This is a genomic window from Mesorhizobium sp. GW821-FHT07A06, from assembly GCF_059419085.1.
The window spans coordinates 345910-369486 of the sequence record NZ_JBWKRC010000006.1 but is presented as its reverse complement, the minus strand read 5'-3'; the positions used below and the strand labels follow the sequence as shown (position 1 = coordinate 369486).

19 protein-coding genes and 2 pseudogenes are annotated in these 23577 nt (G+C 63.1%); 11 read left to right on the top strand and 10 right to left on the bottom strand.

What is annotated here, in order from left to right; genetic code table 11:
* Positions 1–130: 130 nt before the first annotated feature.
* From AC07SZ_RS21845 to AC07SZ_RS21830, 4 genes and pseudogenes are all read right to left on the bottom strand, one after another.
* On the bottom strand, positions 131–1045 hold the full coding sequence (locus AC07SZ_RS21845) for a hypothetical protein (protein ID WP_056578173.1): 915 nt from the start codon (positions 1043–1045) through the stop codon (positions 131–133).
* Between the two features lie 455 nt (positions 1046–1500).
* The gene (locus AC07SZ_RS21840; RefSeq protein WP_056578171.1) at positions 1501–1875 is read right to left on the bottom strand and encodes a hypothetical protein; all 375 of its coding nucleotides are present in this window, start codon (positions 1873–1875) and stop codon (positions 1501–1503) included.
* A 187-nt stretch (positions 1876–2062) separates the two neighbouring features.
* Positions 2063–2498, bottom strand: a pseudogene (locus AC07SZ_RS21835) (efflux RND transporter permease subunit); the annotation flags it as partial.
* A 51-nt stretch (positions 2499–2549) separates the two neighbouring features.
* On the bottom strand, positions 2550–3308 hold the full coding sequence (locus tag AC07SZ_RS21830; RefSeq protein WP_056578165.1) for an SDR family NAD(P)-dependent oxidoreductase: 759 nt from the start codon (positions 3306–3308) through the stop codon (positions 2550–2552).
* A 155-nt stretch (positions 3309–3463) separates the two neighbouring features.
* Between AC07SZ_RS21830 and AC07SZ_RS21825 the strand changes: the two genes are divergently transcribed.
* The 9 genes and pseudogenes from AC07SZ_RS21825 (at position 3464) to AC07SZ_RS21785 (ending at position 12618) form a co-directional block, all read left to right on the top strand.
* Positions 3464–4873 carry an aldehyde dehydrogenase family protein gene (locus tag AC07SZ_RS21825; protein ID WP_494915773.1) on the top strand — a complete coding sequence of 470 codons (1410 nt, stop codon included), beginning with the start codon at positions 3464–3466 and terminating at the stop codon, positions 4871–4873.
* Between the two features lie 16 nt (positions 4874–4889).
* Positions 4890–5693: an N-formylglutamate amidohydrolase gene (locus AC07SZ_RS21820; RefSeq protein WP_494915772.1), complete on the top strand. Its 804-nt coding sequence runs from the start codon at positions 4890–4892 to the stop codon at positions 5691–5693.
* A 71-nt stretch (positions 5694–5764) separates the two neighbouring features.
* Positions 5765–6349, top strand: a complete 585-nt coding sequence (locus tag AC07SZ_RS21815; protein ID WP_056578162.1) for a helix-turn-helix domain-containing protein — start codon at positions 5765–5767, stop codon at positions 6347–6349.
* 204 nt (positions 6350–6553) lie between these two features.
* A pseudogene (locus AC07SZ_RS21810) lies at positions 6554–7219 on the top strand (ABC transporter ATP-binding protein); the annotation flags it as partial.
* Between the two features lie 43 nt (positions 7220–7262).
* Complete coding sequence (locus AC07SZ_RS21805; protein WP_056578157.1) at positions 7263–8417, top strand: ABC transporter substrate-binding protein; 1155 nt, start codon at positions 7263–7265, stop codon at positions 8415–8417.
* A 42-nt stretch (positions 8418–8459) separates the two neighbouring features.
* The gene (locus AC07SZ_RS21800; RefSeq protein WP_056578155.1) at positions 8460–9164 is read left to right on the top strand and encodes an ABC transporter ATP-binding protein; all 705 of its coding nucleotides are present in this window, start codon (positions 8460–8462) and stop codon (positions 9162–9164) included.
* A gap of 8 nt (positions 9165–9172) precedes the next feature.
* Positions 9173–10072 (top strand): branched-chain amino acid ABC transporter permease, encoded by a 900-nt coding sequence (locus AC07SZ_RS21795; protein ID WP_056578152.1) that lies wholly within the window; start codon positions 9173–9175, stop codon positions 10070–10072.
* Between the two features lie 33 nt (positions 10073–10105).
* Positions 10106–11191 carry a branched-chain amino acid ABC transporter permease gene (locus tag AC07SZ_RS21790; RefSeq protein ID WP_056578151.1) on the top strand — a complete coding sequence of 362 codons (1086 nt, stop codon included), beginning with the start codon at positions 10106–10108 and terminating at the stop codon, positions 11189–11191.
* Between the two features lie 32 nt (positions 11192–11223).
* Positions 11224–12618 carry a glutamine synthetase family protein gene (locus tag AC07SZ_RS21785; RefSeq protein WP_494915769.1) on the top strand — a complete coding sequence of 465 codons (1395 nt, stop codon included), beginning with the start codon at positions 11224–11226 and terminating at the stop codon, positions 12616–12618.
* Between the two features lie 17 nt (positions 12619–12635).
* Here the strand turns inward: AC07SZ_RS21785 and AC07SZ_RS21780 are convergent, their stop codons facing one another.
* The 6 genes from AC07SZ_RS21780 to AC07SZ_RS21755 form a co-directional block, all read right to left on the bottom strand.
* Complete coding sequence (locus AC07SZ_RS21780) at positions 12636–12953, bottom strand: hypothetical protein (RefSeq protein ID WP_494915768.1); 318 nt, start codon at positions 12951–12953, stop codon at positions 12636–12638.
* A gap of 198 nt (positions 12954–13151) precedes the next feature.
* Positions 13152–13994 (bottom strand): endonuclease/exonuclease/phosphatase family protein, encoded by an 843-nt coding sequence (locus AC07SZ_RS21775; protein ID WP_081295210.1) that lies wholly within the window; start codon positions 13992–13994, stop codon positions 13152–13154.
* Positions 13995–14114: 120 nt separating this feature from the next.
* Positions 14115–15578 (bottom strand): phospholipase D-like domain-containing protein, encoded by a 1464-nt coding sequence (locus tag AC07SZ_RS21770; RefSeq protein WP_494915767.1) that lies wholly within the window; start codon positions 15576–15578, stop codon positions 14115–14117.
* Between the two features lie 679 nt (positions 15579–16257).
* Positions 16258–17073 (bottom strand): oxidoreductase, encoded by an 816-nt coding sequence (locus AC07SZ_RS21765; protein WP_494915765.1) that lies wholly within the window; start codon positions 17071–17073, stop codon positions 16258–16260.
* A 73-nt stretch (positions 17074–17146) separates the two neighbouring features.
* Positions 17147–18445 (bottom strand): beta-ketoacyl-ACP synthase II, encoded by a 1299-nt coding sequence (gene fabF, locus AC07SZ_RS21760; protein WP_056578146.1) that lies wholly within the window; start codon positions 18443–18445, stop codon positions 17147–17149.
* A gap of 46 nt (positions 18446–18491) precedes the next feature.
* The gene (locus AC07SZ_RS21755) at positions 18492–19070 is read right to left on the bottom strand and encodes a TetR/AcrR family transcriptional regulator (protein ID WP_056578144.1); all 579 of its coding nucleotides are present in this window, start codon (positions 19068–19070) and stop codon (positions 18492–18494) included.
* A 78-nt stretch (positions 19071–19148) separates the two neighbouring features.
* Here AC07SZ_RS21755 and AC07SZ_RS21750 point away from each other — a divergent pair, with 78 nt between their 5' ends.
* Together AC07SZ_RS21750 and AC07SZ_RS21745 are read left to right on the top strand one after the other, a co-directional pair.
* Positions 19149–20264, top strand: coding sequence for an efflux RND transporter periplasmic adaptor subunit (locus tag AC07SZ_RS21750; protein ID WP_494915764.1), 1116 nt, complete (start codon positions 19149–19151; stop codon positions 20262–20264).
* Positions 20264–23374, top strand: a complete 3111-nt coding sequence (locus AC07SZ_RS21745; RefSeq protein ID WP_494915783.1) for an efflux RND transporter permease subunit — start codon at positions 20264–20266, stop codon at positions 23372–23374. The genes AC07SZ_RS21750 and AC07SZ_RS21745 overlap by 1 nt, the downstream gene beginning before the upstream one ends.
* The last annotated feature ends 203 nt before the right edge of the window (positions 23375–23577 follow it).

The following is a 23577-nucleotide window of genomic DNA, read 5'->3' as shown; positions in this document are numbered from 1 at the left end:
TCGCGAAGACGCAGGAACACATTTTCAGTCTTCGCGGCTCGTGTCCAGACGCCGGCCGTCAACAGTGGGTGAATGCGTTAGCGGGTACAAATCACGGCAGCGTTTCATCGCTTCGCGCAAACGCCGCTTCTCAGCCACCGCCTGGCGATGGCGGAAAACAAGTCTCGAAGGCGGTATCGACAACGGCCAGCTTGGCGGCCTGGACAGTCATGTATTCCTCATAGAACCCGTGCGACACCCACATCACCGAATGGCCGCGCTGACCAAGCCAGCCGATGCTGCCTAATTCCTCGGCGGTGCGCAGTTTGCGGCCGAGATGGGTCCGCGACAGCTTGAGCCATCTGGCGAAATCGCCGATCGAAACCACGCTGGTCGGGATTCGCTCCAGACTGGCGTGATCGGGATCGATACCGGACATCAGCCAGTCCATGACGATGCCGCCATTGTTGAGCCAGATAAACAGGGAAAAGGTCTGGTTGGGTTCACGCACCGGCTTCGAGGCCAGCAGGCCGTCGGCGATCAGGGGCTGCAGCGTGGCAAGCATGTCGGGCCGGTCCAGGAATCTGGTCAACCGGTCGCCGCCATCGATATGGTCAAGCGTGCGCAGATGGGCAATCACCCAGCCGGTGAACCTCTCGATGGTGGCCGCCGTCGGCTGCAGGGGATGCGTGCGGCCGTCCCCGCCCGCCACATACTCCGCGATGTTGTAGTGCAGCATCTCCTTGATGAAGGCGTCCGCCGTGTTGCGGCTGGCCACCGCGTTCTTGTGCACGACCTCGATGAAACGCGAGACCGTCAGTTCCTTGCGGCGGTCGTTCGGATCGCGCCTGAAGTGCATGGCTAGGCCGACATGGCCCATGAGCCAGCGCTGCTGCGTGGCGAAGATGGAAGCCAGCCGCGGGGTTTCCTCATAGATTCGGATCAGGGACTGAGACTGTTCCTGAACGTAGCGGTGCAAGGCCGGATGGGCCGCTATGTCTTCCAATTTCAGCGCGGATCTCCTGAAGCTTTGAAACAACTCTGATGGCGAGACTGCGTTCCTCATTTTCCAGCCTTCGGTATTTGTGTCCAGACGTACCAATTGCGAAGAACAGGGCCAGCCGAGATACGGATCCACGGCGACAGGTTCACGGTTCAGTCTGCTAACTGATTGCGATGGCTTGGAAAAATCCTCCCAATCACAGTCAGCCGAAGGAGCGCGCGTTGGATTGATCTTCCAACACGGCAAACCCGAACTACGATATCACCTATGCCGGTGCGTGCCTCATCGCAAGCCACCAGTACAGTGGCCTACAACGCCTATGCACGTGATGCCTGCAGCCGGTGACGGCCTTCTTCACCGGCCAGCTTGGCCTTCGGCCAACGCATGGCCGAAACCGCTTCCATCCGCGCAATCGGCTCGGTCCGACAGGCTCCTGCCTTGCTCGTTCGCGAGGCTCGATGGAAAAACGGCGCCCCGGAAATCTGTCCGAGACGCCGTGCGATCATGGTCAGCCCGTGTCAGCCGTTCGGGTAATAGCCGCCATCGGCGCCGTCGCCGATGTAGGTGCCGCCGCCTGAATCGGTTTGCAGTTGCTGATCCAGCCTCTCGATCTGGCCGAGCAAGCTCTGGTATGCACCGCCACCCGTGGCCGAGCGATGGATGCTGTCGGCCCGCATCATCAGGTCGTGCTCCTGCTCAGGGGTGATCGCCTTTGCATCCATTGCCTCGACAATCCCCTGCTTGACGCCCTGCAACTGGTCCAGGACCGCCCGTGCCTCGACGGACATGCCGCCAGGCTCGACCCGGTGGCGATGCACCGCGTAGGCACTCGATAGTGGCACCGCCGCCAGGAGCGATGCGATTGCTATGATCCTTGGTGTGAAACCGCGCATGGTTGCGCCTCCCTTCAACGGGAAAGCGGTAGGTTATCGCTTTCCGATCGCGGGCAATCTGCTCCGTCGCGTCGTGATGATCCTGTCATCGCCGGCGGATCGTGGCCCGCAAAGTCGATATAGGGATGTTCCGTGGCCCGGCATGGCAGAGGAACGGAAAGTTGACAGCTTGTGATCGACGGCGGGCTCACTCCCCAGCTTGCACGGTTGGTTGCCGGGGATACCGTGCCCGTGAACGCAATTGCCCGCACCAGCGACTGAAGCGGTCGACATAGATGTAGATGACCGGCGTCGTGTAAAGGGTGAGGATCAGGCCGCCGACGATTGCGATGCCAAGCGGCTGGCGCAGTTCCGCGCCCTCGCCAAGGCCGATCGCCAATGGCACGGTGCCGAACAATGCCGCCATGGTCGTCATCATGATCGGGCGGAAGCGCGGCAGGCACGCCTGGTAGATGGGCGTCGTGCGCCGGCTTGGCTTCGTTGCGCTCGGCAGCGAGCGCGAAGTCGATCATCATGATCGCGTTCTTCTTGACGATGCCGATCAGGAGGATGATGCCGATCAGCGCCATGATCGAGAACTCGATGTTGAACAGGGTCAGCGCCAACAAAACGCCGACACCGGCTCTCCGCGGCCATCCGCCTCGGTCGCGCCATCGCCCCCTGGTGGGCGCCTTCTACATGCGCATCAACAGGCCGCCATCGACGGCAAGCTCGATGCCGGTGATGTAGCTTGCCGCGTCGGAGAGGAGGAACAGCGCGGCGTTGGCCATGTCCTGCGGCGTGCCGATGCGGCCGAGCGGTGCGTAGCTCGCCACGGCCGAGCGCTTTTCCTCGGTGTCCCAGCGCGCCTGCAAAGGCGTCAACGCCATGCCGGGGCAGATGGCGTTGGAGCGGATGCGCTCACCGGCGAGCTGCATGGCGAGTGACTTGGAGAGCGCGCACACACCTGCCTTCGAGGCCTGGTAGGCGTCCTGTGGATTGGCGTCGCCGCGATACCACTGGATGGTCGAGAAATGCACCATGGCGCCGCCGCGTCCGCCCGAGCGCATATGCGGAACGACCGAGCGTGCGGTGTGGACGAAGGATTTCAAGTTGATGTTGAAGACCTCGTCCCAGACGTCGAGGTCCATCTCCAAGGCCGATTTGTCGCGGCCGAACCACAGCACGCCGGCGACATTGGCGAGATAGTCGATGCCGCCGCGTTCCCGGCCCGCCGTGTTGACGACCTGTTCGACGAAGGCGGCGTCGGTCAGATCGCCCTGCGCGAAGGTGAGCCTGTCGTCATAGGCGGCCAGCGACGCCGGACGGGCCTTGACGTCGATGGCGGTGACGGAGGCGCCGGCATCGAGCAGGGCCAGCGTGATCGCCTCGCCCATGCCGCCGCCCGCGCCGGCGACCACCGCATGCCTGCCGGTGAAATCGTAAGCGATCATCTCAACTCCCCTCATTTGCTGCCGCCAATGCGCGATGTCGGGACAATAGGGGCGGATAAAAATTCCATCAAGCGGTATTAGAAAAAATTTGCCAAAATGGAAAATCGCGATATCGTGCCCAGAATGACCTCTCATCTCGGATGGATTTCACGACCATGAACCTGCATTTCGGCGCGCGGACCTTTTCCGTGACTTCTCCCGTCGACGGCTCGACCTACACGACGCGCGCCTATGCGGACGGGGTGGCGATCGAGACCGCGCTGAGCCGGGCACGTGCCGCGCTACCGTCGTGGCGGCGCACGCCGCTGGCCGAGCGGCTGGCGATCCTGCTGCGCTTCGGCGAGGAAATGAAAGCGCGGGCAACGCCGCTCGCTGAAATGGTGGCGTGGCAGATCGGCAGGCCGCTGTGGCAGGCCGATGAGACGCCGCGCCTGGCACTGGTTGGCGAACTGCTGGCCGGCGTCGCACCGGAAACGCTGGCCGATGTGGCGTATCCTTCGGACGAAAACATCCGCCGCTACGCCAAGCCCGTGGCAGGTGGCCTGCATCTGTCGATCTGCGCCTGGAACTACCCGACCGCCATGCTCGGCTACCTCGTGACGTCGCCGCTCGCGGCCGGGAATGTCGTGATCTTCAAGCATTCGCCGCAGACGCCGCTGATCGCCGAACTGGCCGAGGATGCCTTCCATGCCGCCGGTGGCCCGGAAGGTGTCTTCCAGAGCCTGCACCTCGACCATGCCGATGCCGAGAAGCTGATCGCGTCGGGTGCCTTCAACGCGGTGAATTTCATCGGCTCGGTCAATGGCGGAAGGCGTGTCCATGCGGCCGCCGCCGGCACCTTCACACAGGTGCATCTCGAACTCGGCGGCAAGGACCCGACCTATGTCAGGGCCGATGCCGATATCGAGGCGACGATCCCGCAGATCGCCGAGGGCACCTACTCCAATGCCGGCCAGTCCTGCTGCTCGGTCGAGCGCATCTATGTCGACAAGGCGATCCACGACCGCTTCGTCGAAGCCCTGGTCGCCGAGACGGCCAAATGGACCATCGGCCATCCCTTCGACGAGAAGCCGATGGTCGGCCCCGTGGTGCGGGCAAGTGCGGCCGACACCATTCGCGGTCTCACTGACAGCGCGGTGCGGGCAGGGGCCAGGCGCCTGATGCCGCGGGACGGCGCGCTCAAGGCCTCCGGCCTTGGTCCAGCCTATGTCGCGCCGGAGGTGCTGGTGGGTGTCGATCACACCATGCAGATCATGCGCGACGAACTGTTCGGGCCGGTGGCCTGCATCCAGCCGGTCGGCAGCGACGACGAGGCGATCCGCCTGATGAACGACAGCGATTTCGGGCTGAGCGCCTCGATCTGGACCAGGGATATCGAGCGCGGCGTGGCGCTGCTTGACGAAGTCGAGGCCGGCACTGTCTATCTCAACCGCTGCGATCATGCCGACCTGCATCTGCCCTGGGGCGGCATCAAGAACTCCGGCCTTGGCCGCACCAATGGCCGCGCCGGACTGGCGGAGGCGACAGCGGCTAAGGCCTATCATGTCCGCTCCGTCATCGGCTGATGCGGAGCTTGGTGCTATGAACGGTCCCGGCCTTGCAGGGCTTGACGATGCGACCATCGCCGCGCTGGCCGCGGCCGGCGTCGAGCGGCTGCACATCGATGCCGCCAGCCCCTACCTGCTGATCGCCGAGCACGCCGGCCATGTCGTGCCCGCGCCCTGGCATGACCTTGGCCTGCCAGGGCCCTATCTCGGCACGCATTTCGCGGTCGACATCGGCATCGACGCCTTGACACGCCGGCTGTCGCGCATGTTGCGGGCGCCGGCCGTTATCGCGCACTATTCGCGGCTGTTCCTGGACTACAACAGGCCGGCCGGCGAGTGGGACTTCATGCGCCCGGATCTCGGCGGCATCCCGGTGCCCGGCAATGTCGCGCCGGATGCCACCGATGTCAGGCTGCGCAAGTCCATCGCCTGGGCGCCGGTCGAACAGGCAATCGTCGAGGCCGCGGCCGGCAGGCAGGCGCTGGTCTCTGTGCATTCCTTCACCCCGGTTATGGGCGGTGTCAGGCGCAATGTCGACATTGGCGTCTTGTGGCGGGAGCCGTCCGCCTTTGTCACCTCAGTGCTGAAGACCCTAGGCGCGCACGGTGCGGAAGCAGGCCTGAGGATCGGCGACAACGAACCCTATGACTGGCGCCAGGCGATCGGCTACACGCTGAACCGGCACGGGCTGGAGCAGGGCAGGCCTTGCCTCTACCTCGAGGTCCGCAACGACCTGCTTTCCGATCCGGAAACATTCGAGCTTGTCAGCCGCACGCTCGAGACCGTCTTCGCAACTGTTGCGATGTCGCTATGGCCGAAACCAGCCGTAGCCGTCTAAAGGCTGGACGCCCCAAGGCGGCCCCGCTAGAGCTTGTCGAATTGGAAACACGACAGCCAAGGGCGTGGGCGATGCAGGGCAATGTGGGCAGCAAGATCCGCGACGCGCGCAAGGAGCAGAATATCACGCTGCGCGATCTCAGCGAACGCTCCGGCCTTTCCGTGTCGCAACTGTCGAAACTCGAGAACGGCAAGGCGCGGCTGACGGTCGATGTCGCGTTGATGATCGCCGGCGTGCTGCATGTGCCGGTGGCTTCCTTCCTGTTCAGTCCCAAGCCCGGCATGCAGGCACGCCGTTCCATCACGCGCGCCGGCAGCGGCATCCTGCACCAGGGCAATGCCATGGAATTCGAGGTCTTGTGCAGCGATTTCCGCGACAAGACCAACATTTTCTGGCGCGTCACGCTGCGCGCGAAGAGTTTTGAGGAGAATGGCGGCTGGCGCAGCCATTCGGGCGAAGAGTTCATCCACGTGCTGAGCGGCAGTTTGGAACTGCACACGATCCACTATGATCCGACGGTGCTGCTGCCAGGCGACAGCATCCTCTTCGACGGCGAAATGCAGCACGCCTATATCGCGCTTGGTGACGAGCCCGTCGTCATGCTCATGTCGAACACGGTGCCGCGCGACGGGCTTCCCGCCGGCGCTGGAATTTGAGCCCAAAGCCGACCGCACAGCTGCTCATCTCAGAATATTTTCTAAAATGGAAAAAAATACTTGTTATGGAAAAGTCAGAGGTCTAGCATCCTTTGACCGGCCGAGAGGAGAAATAGCCATCGACCGGGATGGGAGAGGTGACCGATGCTGTCGGTTGAGGCAGTCAGCAAGACCTTTGGCGGCGTACAGGCATTGCGCAATGCGTCGCTGTCGTGTGAGGCCGGCGAAATCCTCGGCCTGATCGGCCCCAATGGCGCGGGGAAATCCACCCTGGTCAATGCCATCTCCGGCGTGCTCAAGCCCGATACCGGGAGTGTCCGGCTGGGAGGCCAGGAGATCACCGGCCATGGTCCCGAGCATTGCGCCCGGGCGGGGGTCGCGCGCACCTTCCAGACCATCCGCCTGTTCAAGGATCTGACCGTCAGGCAGAATGTCGAGGTCGCCCATATCACCTGCCGGGCGGTTCGCCCGGATGCGGCGGCGCGCATCGGCATCGACCAGTTGCTCGCCCAGTATCAGCTCGATGGGTTTGCCGACGTCCCGGCCGGCACGCTGTCCTATGGCAGCCAGCGCCGGCTCGAAATCGCCAGAGCGCTGGCGCTGGGCCCATCGCTGCTTTTGCTCGACGAGCCGGCCGCGGGCCTCAACGAAGGCGAGTCCGAGACGCTGGCCGTGGCGATCGAAGGCATTCGCAGCGATGTCGGCTGCGCCACCATCGTCATCGACCACGATCTGCGCTTCATCAACCGGTTGTGCGACCGGCTCTGTGTCATGGACCAGGGCCAGGTGATCGCCTCCGGACAGACCGAAGAGGTGTGGCGCGATCCGCGCGTCATCGAGGTTTATGTCGGGCAGTCCGCCACATCGTGACGGCTCCCGGGCCAGCAACAACAAGGCAGAAGGAGGGGTTCAAATGGAGAAGATGATCTTGGGAGCCGCGGTCGTCGCGGCGGGGCTTTTGCAGGTGGCGCATGCCGGGGCCGCCGATCTGAAGATCGGGCTCGCCGTGGCGATGACCGGCACCTATGCACCTTACAGCGAAGCCGAGGGCGCGCGCTGCATGGCCGACAAGCTGAACAAGGCGGCTGCGGCAGGCGATCCCAAGGTCGAGCTGATGATCGAGGACAACCGCTCCGACCCGCAGCTGTCGGTGTCGCTCGGCCAGAAGTTCCTCGATGCGGGCGCGCAGATCATCACCGGTGTGCCGTTCCCCGACGCGCTGATCCCGACCGCGCAGATCGCGGCACCCTACGGCGCCACCGTGTTTTCGGCGCCGAACACACAGCTTGAAATGCAGCAGGCAGGGCTCGACAATTTCATCGCCGGCGCGGTGCCCGATCCGATCAACGCGGCGGCCACCGCCAACGCGCTTTACGGCAAGGGCGCGCGCAGCGTGGCATTGATGGTCTCGCCCGATGCCGGCTCCTATTCGGAAAAGCTGCCGGAATGGTTCGGCGAGGTGTTCGAGCATCTCGGCGGCAAGGTCGTCGGGAAGTTCAACTATTCCTGGGGCACCACCGACTGGTCGCCGCAGATCGCCAGCATCAAGGCGCTGCCGCAGAAGCCGGACGCCATCCATATCTGCGGCGTGCTGCCCGATGTCGGCATCTTCATCCGCCAGCTGCGCGCCAATGGCTATGACGGCTGGGTCGCCGGCTGCGATGCCTTCGACGACAAGTCCCTGGAAGGCACGGTCGGCGATCCGGCGTCGCTGGAGAAGGTGATGTTCGCCACCCACGGCGCGACCGGCATCGACAGCCCGATCGACAAGTTCCTCGCCCAGTGCAAGGCCGACGGCTACAAGATCAACGGCATCTTCGACGCGCTCGGCGCCGACATGGTGCAGATCAGCTACGAGGCGGCCAAGAAATCCGGCACCGTCGAACCCGCCGCCTTGCGTGATGCGATCCGCGCACCGGGCGGCTATCCCGGCACCACCGCGCCTACCATCTCCTTCGCCGAGAAGAAGGGTTATCCGGTGAAAGCCGTACCGGTGATGGGCTTCTCCAACGGCAAGCGAGTGCTGATCACCGATACGCCGCCGACCTTCGTGCCGGCGCTGAACTGACGGGCAGCAGGTGATGATGATGAGAGCCTGGCAGGCCCGGTCGTGCTGAGCGTCGACAATCTGGTCGTCCGCTACGGCGCGGTGAGCGCGGTGCGTGACCTCAGCCTGAAGGTCGGGCGGGGCGAACTTGTCGCCTTGCTCGGTCCCAACGGCGCCGGCAAGAGTTCGACGATCAACGCGCTGACCGGCCTGGTCACGCCGGCCTCCGGTCGCATCGTGCTTGACGGCCAGGACATCTCGCGTGTCCGCACCGAAGATCGTATCCGCGCCGGGCTGACCTCGACGCCCGAGGGCCGGCACATCTTCGCCAATCTGACCGTGGGCGAGAACCTGCGGCTGGGGGCCGCGACACGACGCGACCCCAAGGGCGTGCGCGGCGATATCGAGCGCTTCCTGGCACTGTTTCCGGTGCTGTCCGAGCGCTACGGCCAAGCGGCCGGCACGCTTTCGGGCGGCGAGCAGCAGATGCTTGCCATCGCCCGCTCTCTGATGTCACGGCCGAAGCTGTTGCTGCTCGACGAGCCATCGCTCGGGCTGGCGCCCAAGATCGTCGTGCAGATCTTCGATTTCATCGGCGAGCTCAAGCGGGAAGGGCTGACGCTGCTGGTGGTCGAGCAGAACGCCAAGCAGGCGCTGCGCTTCGCCGACCGCGTCTACGTCGTCAGCGCCGGCACGCTCCGCTACGACGGGCCGCCGGCCGAGCTTGCCGACGAACATGGCCTCTTCAACCTCTATATTGGCGGGTAGGCGGCGACATGGACTATGCCTTGCAGCAGCTTCTCAACGCGCTGGCCTTCGGCGCGGAATATTCGCTGGTCGCGCTCGGCCTGGCGGTGGTGTTCTCGATCATGGGGCTGGTCAATTTCGCGCATGGCGAAATCATCGGCGTCTCGGCCTACAGCGTGCTCCTGGCGGCCGCCCTTGGCCTGACCTCGCCATTCGTGGCCGTGCTGCTTGCCGTCGCCGCCGCCGCCCTTGCGGCGGTCGCCTTTGAACGGGTGGCGTTCCGGCCGGTACGCTACGCGCCGACGACGACAGGACTGCTTACCGCCTTCGGCGTCTCGATCGTCGTGCAGAACCTGTTCATGCTGCTGATTTCGCCCAAGCCGCAGTCGGTCTCGATCCTCAACGGGCTGAACCAGATGTGGTTCTTCGGCCCGTTCGCGGTGTCGTCGCTGCAGGTGATGGAACTCATCGTCTCCGGCCTGACCATTCTGGCGCTGGTGCTCTTCCTCAACCGCTCGACTCTTGGCCTGGCGATCCGCGCAGCATCGCGCGATTTCGCCACGGTGCGGCTGATGGGCATCAAGGCCAACCGGGTGATCGCCACCGCCTTCGCCATTTCGGGCGCGCTGGCCGGCATCGCAGCCGTCTTCATCATCGCGCGGCGCGGCAGCGTCTCGCCCGATCTCGGTTTCAGCCTGGTGTTGAAGGCCTTCGTCGCCTGCGTCATCGGCGGCTTCGGCTCGCTGGCGGGGGCGGCGGCCGGCGGCATGCTGCTGGGCTTCATCGAAGTCGGGCTGCTGGTTGCCTTGCCGCAGGAATATGGGGGCTTCAAGGATGCGCTCACCTACGTGATCATCGTCGCGCTGCTGGTCTACCGGCCAGAAGGCCTGCTCGGCCAGCGGGTCGAACTCGGCGACAAGGAGATCTGAAGTGAGGGAGATTTGAAGTGGGGGAGATCTGAGGTGTCGCAGGTAATAGAAAACACCGCGCCCCCCGTCGCCACCGTGACGCGGCCCAGCAGCGCCCTGACGCGCTCGCTGATCGGCGGGCTGGTGACGTCGCTGCCGGTGCTGGCGATCGGGCTGGCGATCCTCGGCTTCGCGCCGACCTACTACACCTATCTGGCGCTCGGCGCCTTCGTGAACCTGATCGTCGTCGTCGGCCTGCAAGTGTTCATGGGCAACTCCAACATCGCCAATCTCGGCCACAGCGCCTTTGTCGGCCTTGGCGCCTATGGCGTCGCGATTCTCTCGACACCGCTGGCGATGAAAAAGCTGTCGATCCCCAACGCGCCGTTCGGCTTCGCAACCCTGCAGCTCGACCCGGTGTCCTCCGCGTTGATCGCTCTCATTGTGGTCGGCATCGTCGCCGCTATCAGCGGCAAGGTCATCAGCCGCTTGTCAGGTGTCGCCGCAACCATCGTCAGCCTGGCGCTGCTGATCATCGTCCATTCGGTGTTTCTCAACTGGACGGATCTGTTCAAGGGCAACCAAGCCTTCTTCGGCATTCCAAAAGTGGTCGGCCTGCCCTGGATGCTGGTGTTCTCGGTGGTGGTGATCGTATTGGCACGGCTGTTCAAGGACAGCCGCTGGGGGCTCCAGCTGAGGGCCAGCGCCCAGAGCCCGCAAGCCGCCGCCGCACTCGGCATCGACGCGAAGAAGCTGCGGCTGATGTCGTGGGTGCTGTCGGCGCTGATCTGCGGCCTTGCCGGCGTGCTCTATGCCTATTTCGCCGGCACGATCAGCCCGAAGCTCTTCTACTTCCAGATGATCTTCAACACGCTGGCGATGCTGATCCTGGGCGGCATGGCCACGGTGACGGGCGCGGTGACCGGCGTGATCGTGCTTTCGGTCGGGCTCGAATTCATCCGCAGCATCGAATCCGGCGTGACGATCGGCAGTGTCCAGCTGCCGCAATTGCTCGGCCTGTCCGGTGTGGCGCTCGGCGTCGTCATCGTGCTGTGCATGGCGTTCCGGCCAAGCGGCATCAGCGGCCGCTACGAGCTCGACGAACTGCTATCGCGATTTTTTCGGCGCAACGCGAAATAGCGGCGCCCGGCATTCTTGGTGGAGGACTGAAAGTGGAATTTGAGGACAAGGCCGCGGCTTACGCGCCCCAGCTCGAGGCGTTGCAGAAGAAACTCGCGGCCGACGGGGTCGAGTTCATCGAGGTGCATACGGTGGACACGTCGGGCGCGTTCCGCTCCAAGATCGCACCGTTGAAGCTATCGACCCATGGCGAATCCATCAACGCCATCCTCTATTGCGTCACCCATGGTGACGGCCAGCCTATGGGCGATGTCGCCTTCGCATCGCCCAGCGCCAATGAGGAGAACGGCTTTCCCAACATCAAGGGGATCATCGATCCCGCGACCGTGGTGCGGCATGGCTGGAAGCCGAAATTCGCTTCGGCCATCACCCGTTCCTACATGCTTGACGGCGCGGTCTGCCCGTTCGATCCGCGCGGCGTGCTGGCTCGTGTCGAGGAGCGCGCCAAGGCGCTCGGCTACGAGCCGATGTTCGCGCTGGAATACGAGTTCGGCATCTTCCATGCCGACCACGATCTGATGCGCGTCGGGCGCTATCGCGAGCTCAAGCCCTGGGGCCATTCACTGATCAATTATGATCTGGTGCGCAGCGGCGAGTACCAGGATTTCGCCGCCGAGTTCATCACCCGGATGAAGAGCATCGGCATCGGCGTTGCCTCGCTGGTCACCGAATATGGCTACGGCATGTATGAATATGCGCTGACGCCGAAGACCCCGCTGCAGGCAGCCGACGACGCCATGCGCGCCAAGCTGCACCTGCGCGAGCTCTGCGCCGAGCGGGGCCTGGTCGCCACCTTCATGACCCGCTTCCAGCCGCCGGGCAAGGAAAGCGCCTGTGGCGCGCATCACCATGTCAGCCTGTGGCGCGACGGCAAGCCGGCCTTCGCCGCTGGCCCGAACAGACTGACGCCGGTCGCCGAGAAATTCCTCGCCGGTGTGCTCAACCGGATGCAGGAAACGCATCTCTTGTTCCGGCCGACGGTCAATTCCTACCGCCGATTCGATCGTGGCGCCTGGTCACCGGAAGACGTCGCCTGGGGCTTCGAGAACCGCACCGCGCCAATCCGCGCCATCACCACGCCCAATGACGGCGCGTGCCGGCTGGAGCATCGCGCGCCGGGCGCCGACATCAATCCCTATCTGTCGATCGCGGCGATCCTGGCGGCGGGCTGCGAGGGCATCGAAAAGGACCTGCCGCTCGAGGCGCCGGTGACATCCAACCTCGCCACTCTCGACAAGCCGAAACTGCCGCGCACACTCAATGCCTCGATCGAGGCATTCGCCGCGTCGGACTTCTGCGCCGAGGCTTTCGGCGAAGCGTTCCGCGACAATTACGCCGAGAGCCGGCGCGCCGAACAGGCAGCGTTCGATGCATGGCAGGCCTCGCACATCACCGACTTCGAGTGGCAGCGCTATTTTGTGAGCTGACGGGGAGGACGGTCACCTTAGCCGCAGACGCGAACGTCCTCGATCACCCTGTGGTGATGGCGCCAATGCACGACCGTTTCGGTGTGACAGCGGTGATGCCGGTGGTGGCGCCGATATTCGCCTTCATACTGGACGTTCTGGTCGCCATCATACTGATTGTCGTAGCGGCGGTCATGGTGCCGGCGAACAATAATTCCGCCATTATCGGACTCATCATCCGGTGAATATCGGTTGCCGTCGTCGGACTGGATAATCACGCTGGCGGCCTGCGTTGGCGCAATGACTGCCGCTGTCGCCGTCAATGCCAAGAGGGAAGCTAAAATCAATTTTTTCATTTCGTCCTCCTGCGAGTTCAGACTTAAACTCGACATATCAACTCGCGGAGGAACCGAGCGTTCCACTGTCAATCTACACGCTTTGCGACGCCTAGAGCCGGATGATTTCAGGTCGCGTCGACCGGAAATCTGAATCCGCCTCTAAATCAAATAGATAGAGCATGATGTCTTCCGAAAACCGCTTCACATTTTTCAGCATCATGCTCTAGATATTGTGGTGTGATCGGCCGAAACCATATGATCCAGGCGAACGAAGGCTGTAAGCGGCAGATGATCGGAGGCAACGCGCGATAGCGGCGTATCGTGCGCTTCGACCGCCGCTATCATTCCGTGCCGATTGGTCATGATCCGGTCGAGCGCCAACAGCGGCAGGTTGGAGGGGAAGGTGGGGACCGCCGGCGGTTGCGGCCCGAAAGTCGCATGCAGCGTGTTGAGCGCGGAGCGGTTCCCAAGCCGCCATTCGTTAAGGTCGCCAAGCAGCAGGGTCGGCTTCTCATCGGCGCTGCTCATGATGTCCAGCACGACGCGAGCCTGCTGGGAGCGTGAATGGCGCAGCAAGCCGAGATGGGCGGCGATGACGCGCAATGTCCGGTTTCCGTCGAGGTCGATCTCCGCCACCACCGCGCCGCGCGGTTCCAGGCCTGGAAGCCTGATCTGATGCACGTCACGAACGACACCCCTCTTGAACAGCAGGACATTGCCATGCCAGCCGTGACCCTTGCCTGTGGCCGAAATCGGCACCGGCACGAGGCCGGTTTCCCGCTCGAGGCGGGGCAGATCCAGGAGGCCGTCTCGGTCGCCGAAACGGTTGTCCGCCTCCTGCAGGGCGATGACATCGGGGTCGATTTCGCGGATGACGCGGCTGGTCCGCTCAGGGTCGAACTTCCGGTCGACACCGATGCATTTATGGACGTTGTAGGAAGCGACCAGCGTGCCGGTGGCGGCGGTCGCCTTGTGCGCAGCGGCGTTTGCTTTCCGCATCCGCCGGTCACGGATGGTCAAAAGCATGCTTGCCGGAAGGCTGCGTCCGTTCATTCGCATCGTGTGCTTGCCGTTTCTGCTGCCTTCGCCATGCACTTCAAATAGAGTCTTTGCGCCTATGTTCCATGATCGACGTCAAACTATCCGCCAAACACGTCGTTTTGTTAAAGTCAGGCCTTTCTACAAATAGGGTGATCCCAGCCATAGGATACGGTCGAACAGCCGGATGATGAAGGGCCGGGACCGCAGGGAGTCCAGAGTGACAGGCATGGCCGTTTCGATTGCCGATCCAATCCGGGTTTCGATCTCGTGGGCAAAGCCCGCGTCAAGGACCTCCAGATCGATCTCGAAGTTGAGCCGCAACGACCGGGCGTCGAGATTGGACGAGCCGACATACGCCCACACGCCGTCGATCGAAAGCAGCTTGGAATGGTCGAATGGTCCTGCCGTGCGCCATATGCGGCAATAGTTCTTCAGGATCTGGTCGAATTGCGCGGTCATGGCGCGGTCGACGAGGAACAGATTGTTCACCGCGGGCACCACGACATCGATCTCGACGCCGCGTCGGGCGGCGGTGATCAAGGCGCTGATCAGCTCCCGGTCCGGCAGGAAATAGGGCGACATCAGGCGAATCGACTTGCGCGCGACCGAGAACGCCCCGATCAGCAGTTTGTGGTTGGTCTCATTGCTTGCATCAGGCCCGGATGCAACCGCCCGCACCAGCATCGGCTTGCCAGGTGGCGGCGACAGCGGGGCAATTCGCCAGGCATCGCCCTTCAGGGCCTCGTTGGTGGCGAAGCGCCAGTCTTCGGCGGCAACCGAGAACAGGTCGGCGACGACAGGCCCGGTAACCTTGAAATGCGTGTCCCTTGCGCTGTTGGAGCCTGCGAATTCGGCGGAAAACCCCTTGCGGATGTTCATGCCGCCGGTAAAGGCAACCGTGCCGTCGACCACAAGGATCTTCCGGTGGGTCCTGAGATTGGCGTAGGGCAGGCGCAGGCCCATGACGATGTTGCCGTTGAAGACGTCGGCGGGAATGTCGGCCTTGCGCAGATGACCCAGGATGCTGGGGACGGAATAGCGCGCGCCGACGGCGTCGATCAGCACGCGAACGGTGACGCCGCGCCGGACGGCACCGGCCAAGGATTCAACGAAAAGCAGGCCGACGGCGTCATTGTCGAAAATGTAAGTCTCGAGCAGGAGGCTGCGTTCGGCGCCATCGATCGCCGCGCACATGGCGGCATAGGCCTCGTCGCCGGTCTCCAATACGTCGATGGCATTGCCCGGGTTGAGCGCGCGCCGCGCCACCCTGTCGCCCAGCGTCCGCAGACCGGTGAAGCGCTGCCCGTACCGTTCGACAATGAGCGCCTCCTCGGCAGCGACGTCACGCTCGTGCTTGGCGGCCACCGCATCGCCGGCAAGCGGGCGCTGCGCGGTGATCGTGGCGCGGCGAATGCGATTGATGCCGGCCACGGCATAGATCAGCACGCCGAGGATCGGTGAAAGCACCATCACGCCGACCCAGCCGGTGGCGGCGCGGACATCTTCCTTGGTCATGACGGCGTGGGCGATGCCGAAGGTCGCCATCACCACCGAGATGATTGCCAGGATTTGGGTCCAGTGAGTCGCAATGGTGTCGAACATTGCCGGGACTATCCAGCGCGCGATTGCAGAAGGCAATGCGGCCGATCATGCTTCGCATCCGCAGTGGCGCCCCATGGCTCGGTCAGCACTTTGGACAGACATCTGCGCCACGGGATTGGCCTGGGCAAAAACATCGGCGCTGCATACTCCAGCGTCGCCTTGCCGGGTCCCATGGAACGTCGCCGCGCCGAGGTCGTTTAATGCCGATGCCACTCCATCGGAGCGTGACCATGAAGAAAACCTACGTCAGACCCACGCTTGTGAAACGCGAAAAGCTAACCGAGCGCACAGCGCAAATCGTGGCATCCGGGATCATATTGAGCGAGTAATCGCAGCTTCGCGAGCCAGGATTCCCACTGGTGCGAACAGCTACACGGTGTCGATCGGCATTGAGACGGTCGTTTCTGTGTTTCGACCTCATTGGTGATCGGGAAGTCGAAGTCGTGGAGCGTCTCACCGCATTCCTGGGCGAGAGTACCCGACCCTGGGCGAGAGTACCCGACGGCGTCAAAGCAGTGTGAGTGACCCGAGACATAGGTGACGGAACGTACCGGACACATAGTAACACTTTTCGCGATGCGGGAGGGCGCTACCGCCTTTCCCAACACTCATCGCATCGGCGGTTCCTGCTCCGTTGTCTTGGATGAGGATCATTTTGAATTGCCCGCAACCGAAATCGTCAGACCGGCAGCCCGAGCTGCTTTCGAAGGCTTTTGTCGAATGCGGACGCGGGCACGAAGCGGCGTAGGAGACTGACTTGGCGCGCCATTTTGCCCGCCGCATAGCGCCTCTTGGGCGCGGGATCCGTCGCTGCCGCCAAAACGGTCTCGGCTACCACTTCGGGCGCATCGCCTTTTTCCATCGATTTCCGCACGGCTATGGTCATGCCAGCGCGCGCGGAGTCATAGACATCAAGCAACTGATCGGGCGCGGCGAGATTGTCCTCGAATGACGTACGGGTATAGGCGGGCTCCACCAACGACACGCGAATGCCGAACGAGCGCAGTTCGTGATCGAGCGATTCGGAATAGCCCTCGATGGCATGTTTGGTCGACGCGTAAAGCGCGAAATAGGGAGCGGGGATGAACCCCTGTACCGAACTCAAATTGACGATTCTGCCCTTCCCTTGGCGTCGCATTGCCGGCAACACCGCGTTGGTCACGCGAAGGACGCCGAAGACGTTCACGTCGAACAGCGCCTGAGCCTGGGCGGTCGAGGACTCCTCCGCTCCGCCAAACAGACCCATGCCGGCATTGTTGACAAGCAGGTCGATGCGTCCGGCCTTGGCCAGAACGTCATCGACCATTTTCGCAACGGACGCGTCGTCGGTCACGTCGCAGGTCAGCATGGTAACGCTGTCGGATTGGTTGGAGGCTCCACGACGGCTGGTTCCGAATACGCGAAAGCCAGCGCCAAGCAAGGCTTCGGCGGTAGCCCGCCCGATGCCGGAAGATGCCCCTGTCACCAGGGCGACGCCAGGATTGGTCTTGTTCATGGAGATCATTTCTTTCTTCGTGTTGGATCGGAGTTGGAGAAGCATGAAAGGTCGGTGTGAAAGGTGCCAATCATTAGCGCCCCTGGCCCTCGCGTCGGGCCGCCGGGGCGGTCCAGCGCCTGAACAAGGCGCTGGCATTCACGCCGCCAAAGCCGAAGCCATTGGAGATCGCGTATTCCATCTCCATTGGCCGGGGCTCGTTTGCGACGAAGTCGATGCCGTTCGCAGCCGGATCGGGAGCGCTCAGATTGAGTGTCGGTGGTGCCACCTGGTCCCGGAGCGCTAGGATCGCGAAAATGGCACCAAGCCCGCCGGCCGCACCCAGCAGGTGTCCGGTCGCCGATTTCGTTGCGCTGACAGCTATCGCGAAATCGCGCCCGAATACGCTCTTGATCGCTTCGATTTCACCCAGGTCACCGACTGGCGTGGAGGTCGCATGCGCATTGAGATGACGAACCTCGCGCGCCGAAATCCCTGCCTGGGCAATCGCGATCTCCATGGCCCGGCGCGCACCGCCGCCGTCCTCGGGGCCAGAAGTGACGTGGTGGGCATCCGCCGTCGTGCCGTAGCCGACGAGTTCGGCGAGCGGTGTTGCGCCGCGCGCCAGCGCGTGGCTCAACGCCTCGATGACCAGCACGCCGGCTCCTTCGCCCATGACGAAGCCGTCCCGCGATATGTCGAAGGGACGCGAGGCTTGAGCCGGCCCCCAATTGAAGCCGGTTGAAAGAGAGCGTGCCGCAGCAAACCCACCGAGACTGACTATGTTCATGCATGCTTCCGTTCCCCCGCACACGGCAATATCAGCCTCGTTCGCGCGGATGAGACGGGCGGCGTCGCCGATCGCCTGGATGCCGGCCGCGCACGCCGTCACTGGCGCGCCGAGCGGACCTTTGAAGCCATGACGGATTGAGATCTGGCCTGCTGCGAGGTTCACCAGGAAGGACGGCACCGTAAAAGGGGACAGGCGGCGGGCGCCACGCAGGTCGACCGTACGCACGGCTTCTGTGATGGCGGGGAACCCGCCGACCCCCGAAGCGATGACCGTTGCCGTGCGCAGGCGATCCGTCTCCAAGGCAGGCTTCCATTTCGCCTGTGCAAGCGCCTCCTCTGCGGCAGCCAGCGCAAAGAGAATGAACCGATCCACCTTGCGCTGATCCTTCGCAGACAGGATGACATCGGGATCGAAACCGGCGTCCGGATCTTCTTCCAAGGAGGGCACCACGCCGCCGATCTTCGACGGCAGGTCTCGCACCACATCGTCCGGAAGCCTACGGATACCCGAACGCCCGGCCAGCAGGCGCGACCATGACGCTTCGACACTGGCGGCAAGGGGCGTGACGGTCCCCATGCCTGTAACAACAACCCGTCGCATCTATTCTCCTGTCACTTTGGTGCGCGGACAGCGCTGCCGACGCCGTTCAAGCGGCGACTGCTTCGCGGATCCGATCGATTGCCGAATCCAGAAAGGCCTGCGCGAGGTTGGGGTCGTTGACGACCCGCGATAGGAGCACCGCGCCGACCATCGTCGAGAGAATGGCCATGGCCTTGCCGCCGGCCTCATCATTGTCGGCCCCGCCAACCCAACTGCCGAGCATTTCAAGGTATTCCCCGATCCCGGCCTCGAATGACGCTTTCACCTCGGCGCCCTGTCTGGCGGCATCCGAGCCAAGCGCAACGACCGGGCAGCCGTCCATCCTCTCTCCGCGATGATCCATGCTGAGATAGAATGAGATCACTGCGTCGAGCGGATTCTCAGGGTTTGCCGCAGTTGCCGCCGACCACCTGTGGGTGGCGCTCTCCATCGCCCGCCTGGACGCCTGCGCCGCCAAGTCCTCCTTTGACGCGAATTGCTTGTAAAAGGCGCCCTGCGTCAGGCCGGCACCCTTCATCAGATCCTTGAGGCCGATGCCGTCAAAGCCACACTCGCGAAAAAGCCGGCTTGCCACATTGATGACGGTCTCGCGGTTTTCCGCAGCTTGAACTCGGCTTACTCGCATGATCGCTCTCCTTTTTGATTGCGTTCGTAATCTATAATCAGTATAGCGGTCGAATGCAATCTATTTCGAGATGAGGCGATGGGTGTGAAAAAGAGAACCGTTGTAGTATTGGGATCGACCCTGACCGCGATATCATGGGCGGCGGCATTCGCCACGCTTGCCACTCCTGCGCGGGAAGCTCCGTTGGTGACCGACCCAAGGCAGGAAGCACCATTCGTCAGGCTTGTGTCGGCAGCGCCCGTCACCGAATCGGAACGTGGCTTCACCGGGATTATCGCGGCAAGGGTGCAGAGCAATCTCGGCTTTCGCGTTCCCGGCAAGATCGTGGAACGGTTGGTGGACGTCGGTCAGGAGGTCAAAGCCGGTCAGCCGCTGATGCGGATTGACGATACCGACCTGGGCCTTGCGCTGTCGGCGAAACGCAATGCAGTTGCGGCAGCGCGAGCAACAGTCGCTCAGACACAGCCTGATGAACGGCGATACGCCAGTTTGCTTGGCAGTGGGTGGGTGACACCGCAGCGCTACGAGCAGGCGAAGGCTGCGATGGATACAGCCCAAGCGCAACTTGCCGCCGCCGAAGCCGATGCACGGGTTGCCGAGAACGAGGCGGCCTATGCAGTCCTGTTAGCGGATGCGGATGGAACGGTGGTTGAAACGCTTGGCGAGCCGGGGCAGGTCGTCGCTGCCGGCCAGCCAGTGATCCGGACCGCGAAGGCCGGCCCGCGCGAAGCAGTCGTCGCACTTCCCGAAACGATCCGACCGGCGATCGGCTCGGTGGCCGAAGCCAGCGTGTACGCTGGCAATGAGCGTCGTTACTCAGCGCATTTGCGGCAGTTGTCGGACTCGGCCGATGCCCAGACCCGCACGTTTGAGGCCCGCTATGTGCTCGACGGTGAGGCTGCCGCAGCACCGCTTGGCGCGACGGTAACCATTCGGCTCGCAAGCCAGATGAAACAGCCAGAGGTCCAGGTGCCACTGGGAGCCGTGCTTGATGACGGCCGCAAGACCGGCGTTTGGGTGCTGGACAGCGCCACCTCGACCGTACACTTTCAGCCCGTCCAGCTTGTTCGTGTAACCAGCGAAACCGCTGTGATCTCCGGATTGAACTCCAACGCTCCCATTGTGTCGCTCGGCGCCCACCTCCTCCAGGAAGGCGCTCGCGTCCGGACCGAGTCCGAAAGCGGGAGCAACTGATGAGCTTCAATCTTTCCGCGATCGCCGTTCGCGAACGCGCGGTCACGCTGTTCTTCATCCTCTTGCTGGTGGCTGCCGGTGCCTGCGCCTTCCTCATGCTCGGCCGGGCGGAGGACCCGAACTTCACCATCAAAACCATGACGGTTACGACGGCGTGGCCGGGCGCGACGGCGCGAGAGATGCAGGACCTCGTTGCCGAACCGTTGGAGAAGCGGCTTCAGGAACTGACCTGGTACGACCGGGTGGAGACGACGACACGGCCAGGTTACGCGTATATGACGGTCACGCTGAAGGACAGCACACCGTCATCCGTCGTGCAGGAGGAGTTCCACCAGGCTCGCAAGAAGCTCGGCGACGAGGCCCCCAACCTGCCGCCCGGCGTCTTCGGCCCCTTCGTGGACGATGAGTATTCGGATGTGAGCTTCGCCCTTTATGCGCTGAAGGCCAAAGGCATGCCGATGCGGGAACTGGCGAGGCAGGCGGAGGTAATCCGCCAGGACCTCCTGCACGTGCCAGGCGTTAAGAAGATCAACATCCTTGGTGAACGTCCCGAACAGATATTCGTCGAGTTTTCCTACGCCAAACTGGCAACCCTTGGCGTGTCGGCACAGGACATCGCCGCTGCCTTGCAGCGGCAGAACACCGTCACGCCCGCAGGCTCGATCGATACCCTGGGGCCACGCCTCCTCATTCGGGTCGACGGCGCCTATCACAGCGTTCAGGCGATCGCGGACACGCCGATTGTCGCTGGGGGTCGAACGCTGAAGCTCTCCGACATTGCCTACGTCAGCCGCGGCTACGAAGACCCTCCTACCTACCTCATCCGCCGTCAGGGGGAGCCCACCATCATGCTTGCAGCGGTTATGCAGGAAGGCTGGGATGGTCGCGCGCTCGGCAAGGCGCTAGAAGACAAGACTGCCGCGATCGCACAGACCCTGCCGCTTGGTATGACGCTCGACAAGGTAAGCGACCAAGCCGTCAACATCACTTCGGCGGTCGACGAGTTCATGTTGAAGTTCGCTATGGCGCTCGGCGTCGTGCTGCTGATCAGCCTGCTCAGCATGGGCTGGCGCGTCGGGATCGTCGTAGCGGCTGCCGTTCCTCTGACGCTTGCCGTCGTGTTCCTCATCATGCTGGAAACTGGCCGGTTCTTCGATCGCATCACGCTCGGCGCCCTCATCCTGGCGCTTGGTCTTCTCGTGGACGACGCCATCATCGCCATCGAGGTGATGGTGGTGAAGATGGAAGAGGGCATGGACCGCATCAAGGCGGCGGCCTATGCATGGAGCCACACTGCGGCGCCGATGCTGTCTGGAACGCTGGTGACGATCGCCGGTTTCGTGCCGGTGGGTTTTGCGCGCTCGACGGCGGGCGAATACGCCGGCAACATCTTCTGGGTTGTGGGGTTCGCCCTCATCGTTTCCTGGATCGTCGCGGTGGTCTTTACGCCCTATCTCGGTGTCAAGATGCTGCCGGCGATCAAACCGGTCGAAGGCGGTCACCACGCTATTTACGACACGCGCAATTATCGACGTTTACGGCGGGCCATCACCTTTGCCGTGCGCCATAAATTCGTAACCTGTGGTATCGTTGGCATCGCCTTCGCGCTTTCCGTCATCGGGATGGGCGCCGTCAAACAGCAGTTCTTCCCGACGTCCGATCGCCCCGAAGTGCTGGTGGAGGTTCGCCTGCCGGAAGGTGGTAGCATCGAGACAACGACTGCCGCGGTCGAGAAGCTCGAACATTGGCTGGACAGACAGCCCGAGGCCAAGATCGTCACGAGCTATGTCGGTCAGGGCGCTCCGCGCTTCTTCTTCGCAATGGCGCCGGAACTTCCCGATCCCGCTTTCGCCAAGATCGTCGTGCTGACCCCGGACGCCGAGGCGCGTGAGGCGTTGAAGAACCGGCTCCGAGAGGCGGTGGCGCAGGGGCTTGCACCCGAGGCGTATGTCCGCGTTACGCAGCTCGTGTTCGGTCCCTATACGCCGTTCCCGGTCGAGTTCCGGGTCATGGGACCCGATGCCACACAACTCTACAGCATTTCCGAAAAGGCCCTCGACATCATGCGGGGCGTCCCGGACGTGCGACAGGCCAACCGCGATTGGGGCAATCGCACGCCCGTGCTTCGCTTTGTCCCGGATCAGGATCGACTGAACCTCATCGGCCTCTCGTCGGCGGAGGTGGCTCAGCAACTGCAATTCCTTCTCACCGGCATCCCCGTTACCCAGGTCCGCGAGGACATTCGCAATGTCCCCATCGTGGCGCGCAGCGCCGGCGGCGAACGGCTGGATCCGGCACGTCTGGCGGATTTCTCACTCGTTAGCCGAGATGGCCGCTCGATTCCGCTCGACCAGATCGGGCATTCGGAAATCCGTCAGGAGGAGCCAATCCTGAAGCGCCGCGACCGCATGCCCGTTGTAACGATCCGCGCGGACATCAATGAGGCGAGCCAGCCTCCCGAGGTCTCCAAGCAGATCATGAAGGCCCTTCAGCCGCTGATCGCGTCCCTTCCGGCCGGCTATCGCATCGAAATGGGCGGATCGATCGAGGAGGCTGAAAAGGCCAACACCGCGCTAGGCAAGGTCTTCCCAGCTATGATAGCCGCCATGTTGATCGTCATCATGCTGCAGGTGCGATCCTTCTCGACGATGTTCATGGTCATGCTGACGGCGCCGCTTGGCCTTGTCGGCGTCGTGCCGATGCTGCTCATCTTCAACCAGCCCTTCGGGTTCAACGCCATTCTGGGCATGATAGGACTGGCTGGCATCCTGATGCGCAATACGCTGATCCTGACCGAACAGATCAAGGAAAACCGTGCTGCCGGCATTGATGACTATCACGCTGTCATCGAGGCCACGGTGCAACGCACACGGCCCGTCATCCTGACAGCACTTGCAGCCGTGCTGGCCTTCATCCCCCTCACGCACTCCGTTTTCTGGGGTTCAATGGCCTATACGCTGATCGGCGGAACAGCGGCCGGCACGGTGTTAATCCTGCTCTTCCTTCCCGCGCTCTACATCGCGTGGTTCCGGATCAAGCCGACCGCGGATGAGATCCAGGAGGCTTCGAAAGAGGAACCGGAACAGCGGCTAGCAATGGCTGCCGAGTAGGGCACTGTTGTCGAGCCTCATTTGTCTGCACGGGGCGACTGGCGGGTTCGCGGCGTCGATGTGAGTGAGAGTAATCAGTGTGGCTGGCGGTAGCGGATTTTCACGTAACTGATTGATCTTGTTGACCAAATGGTAGCGGGAGAGGGACTTGAACCCCCGACCCCAGGATTATGATGCTTGGTGCGAATGCTGATTTTGTTGCA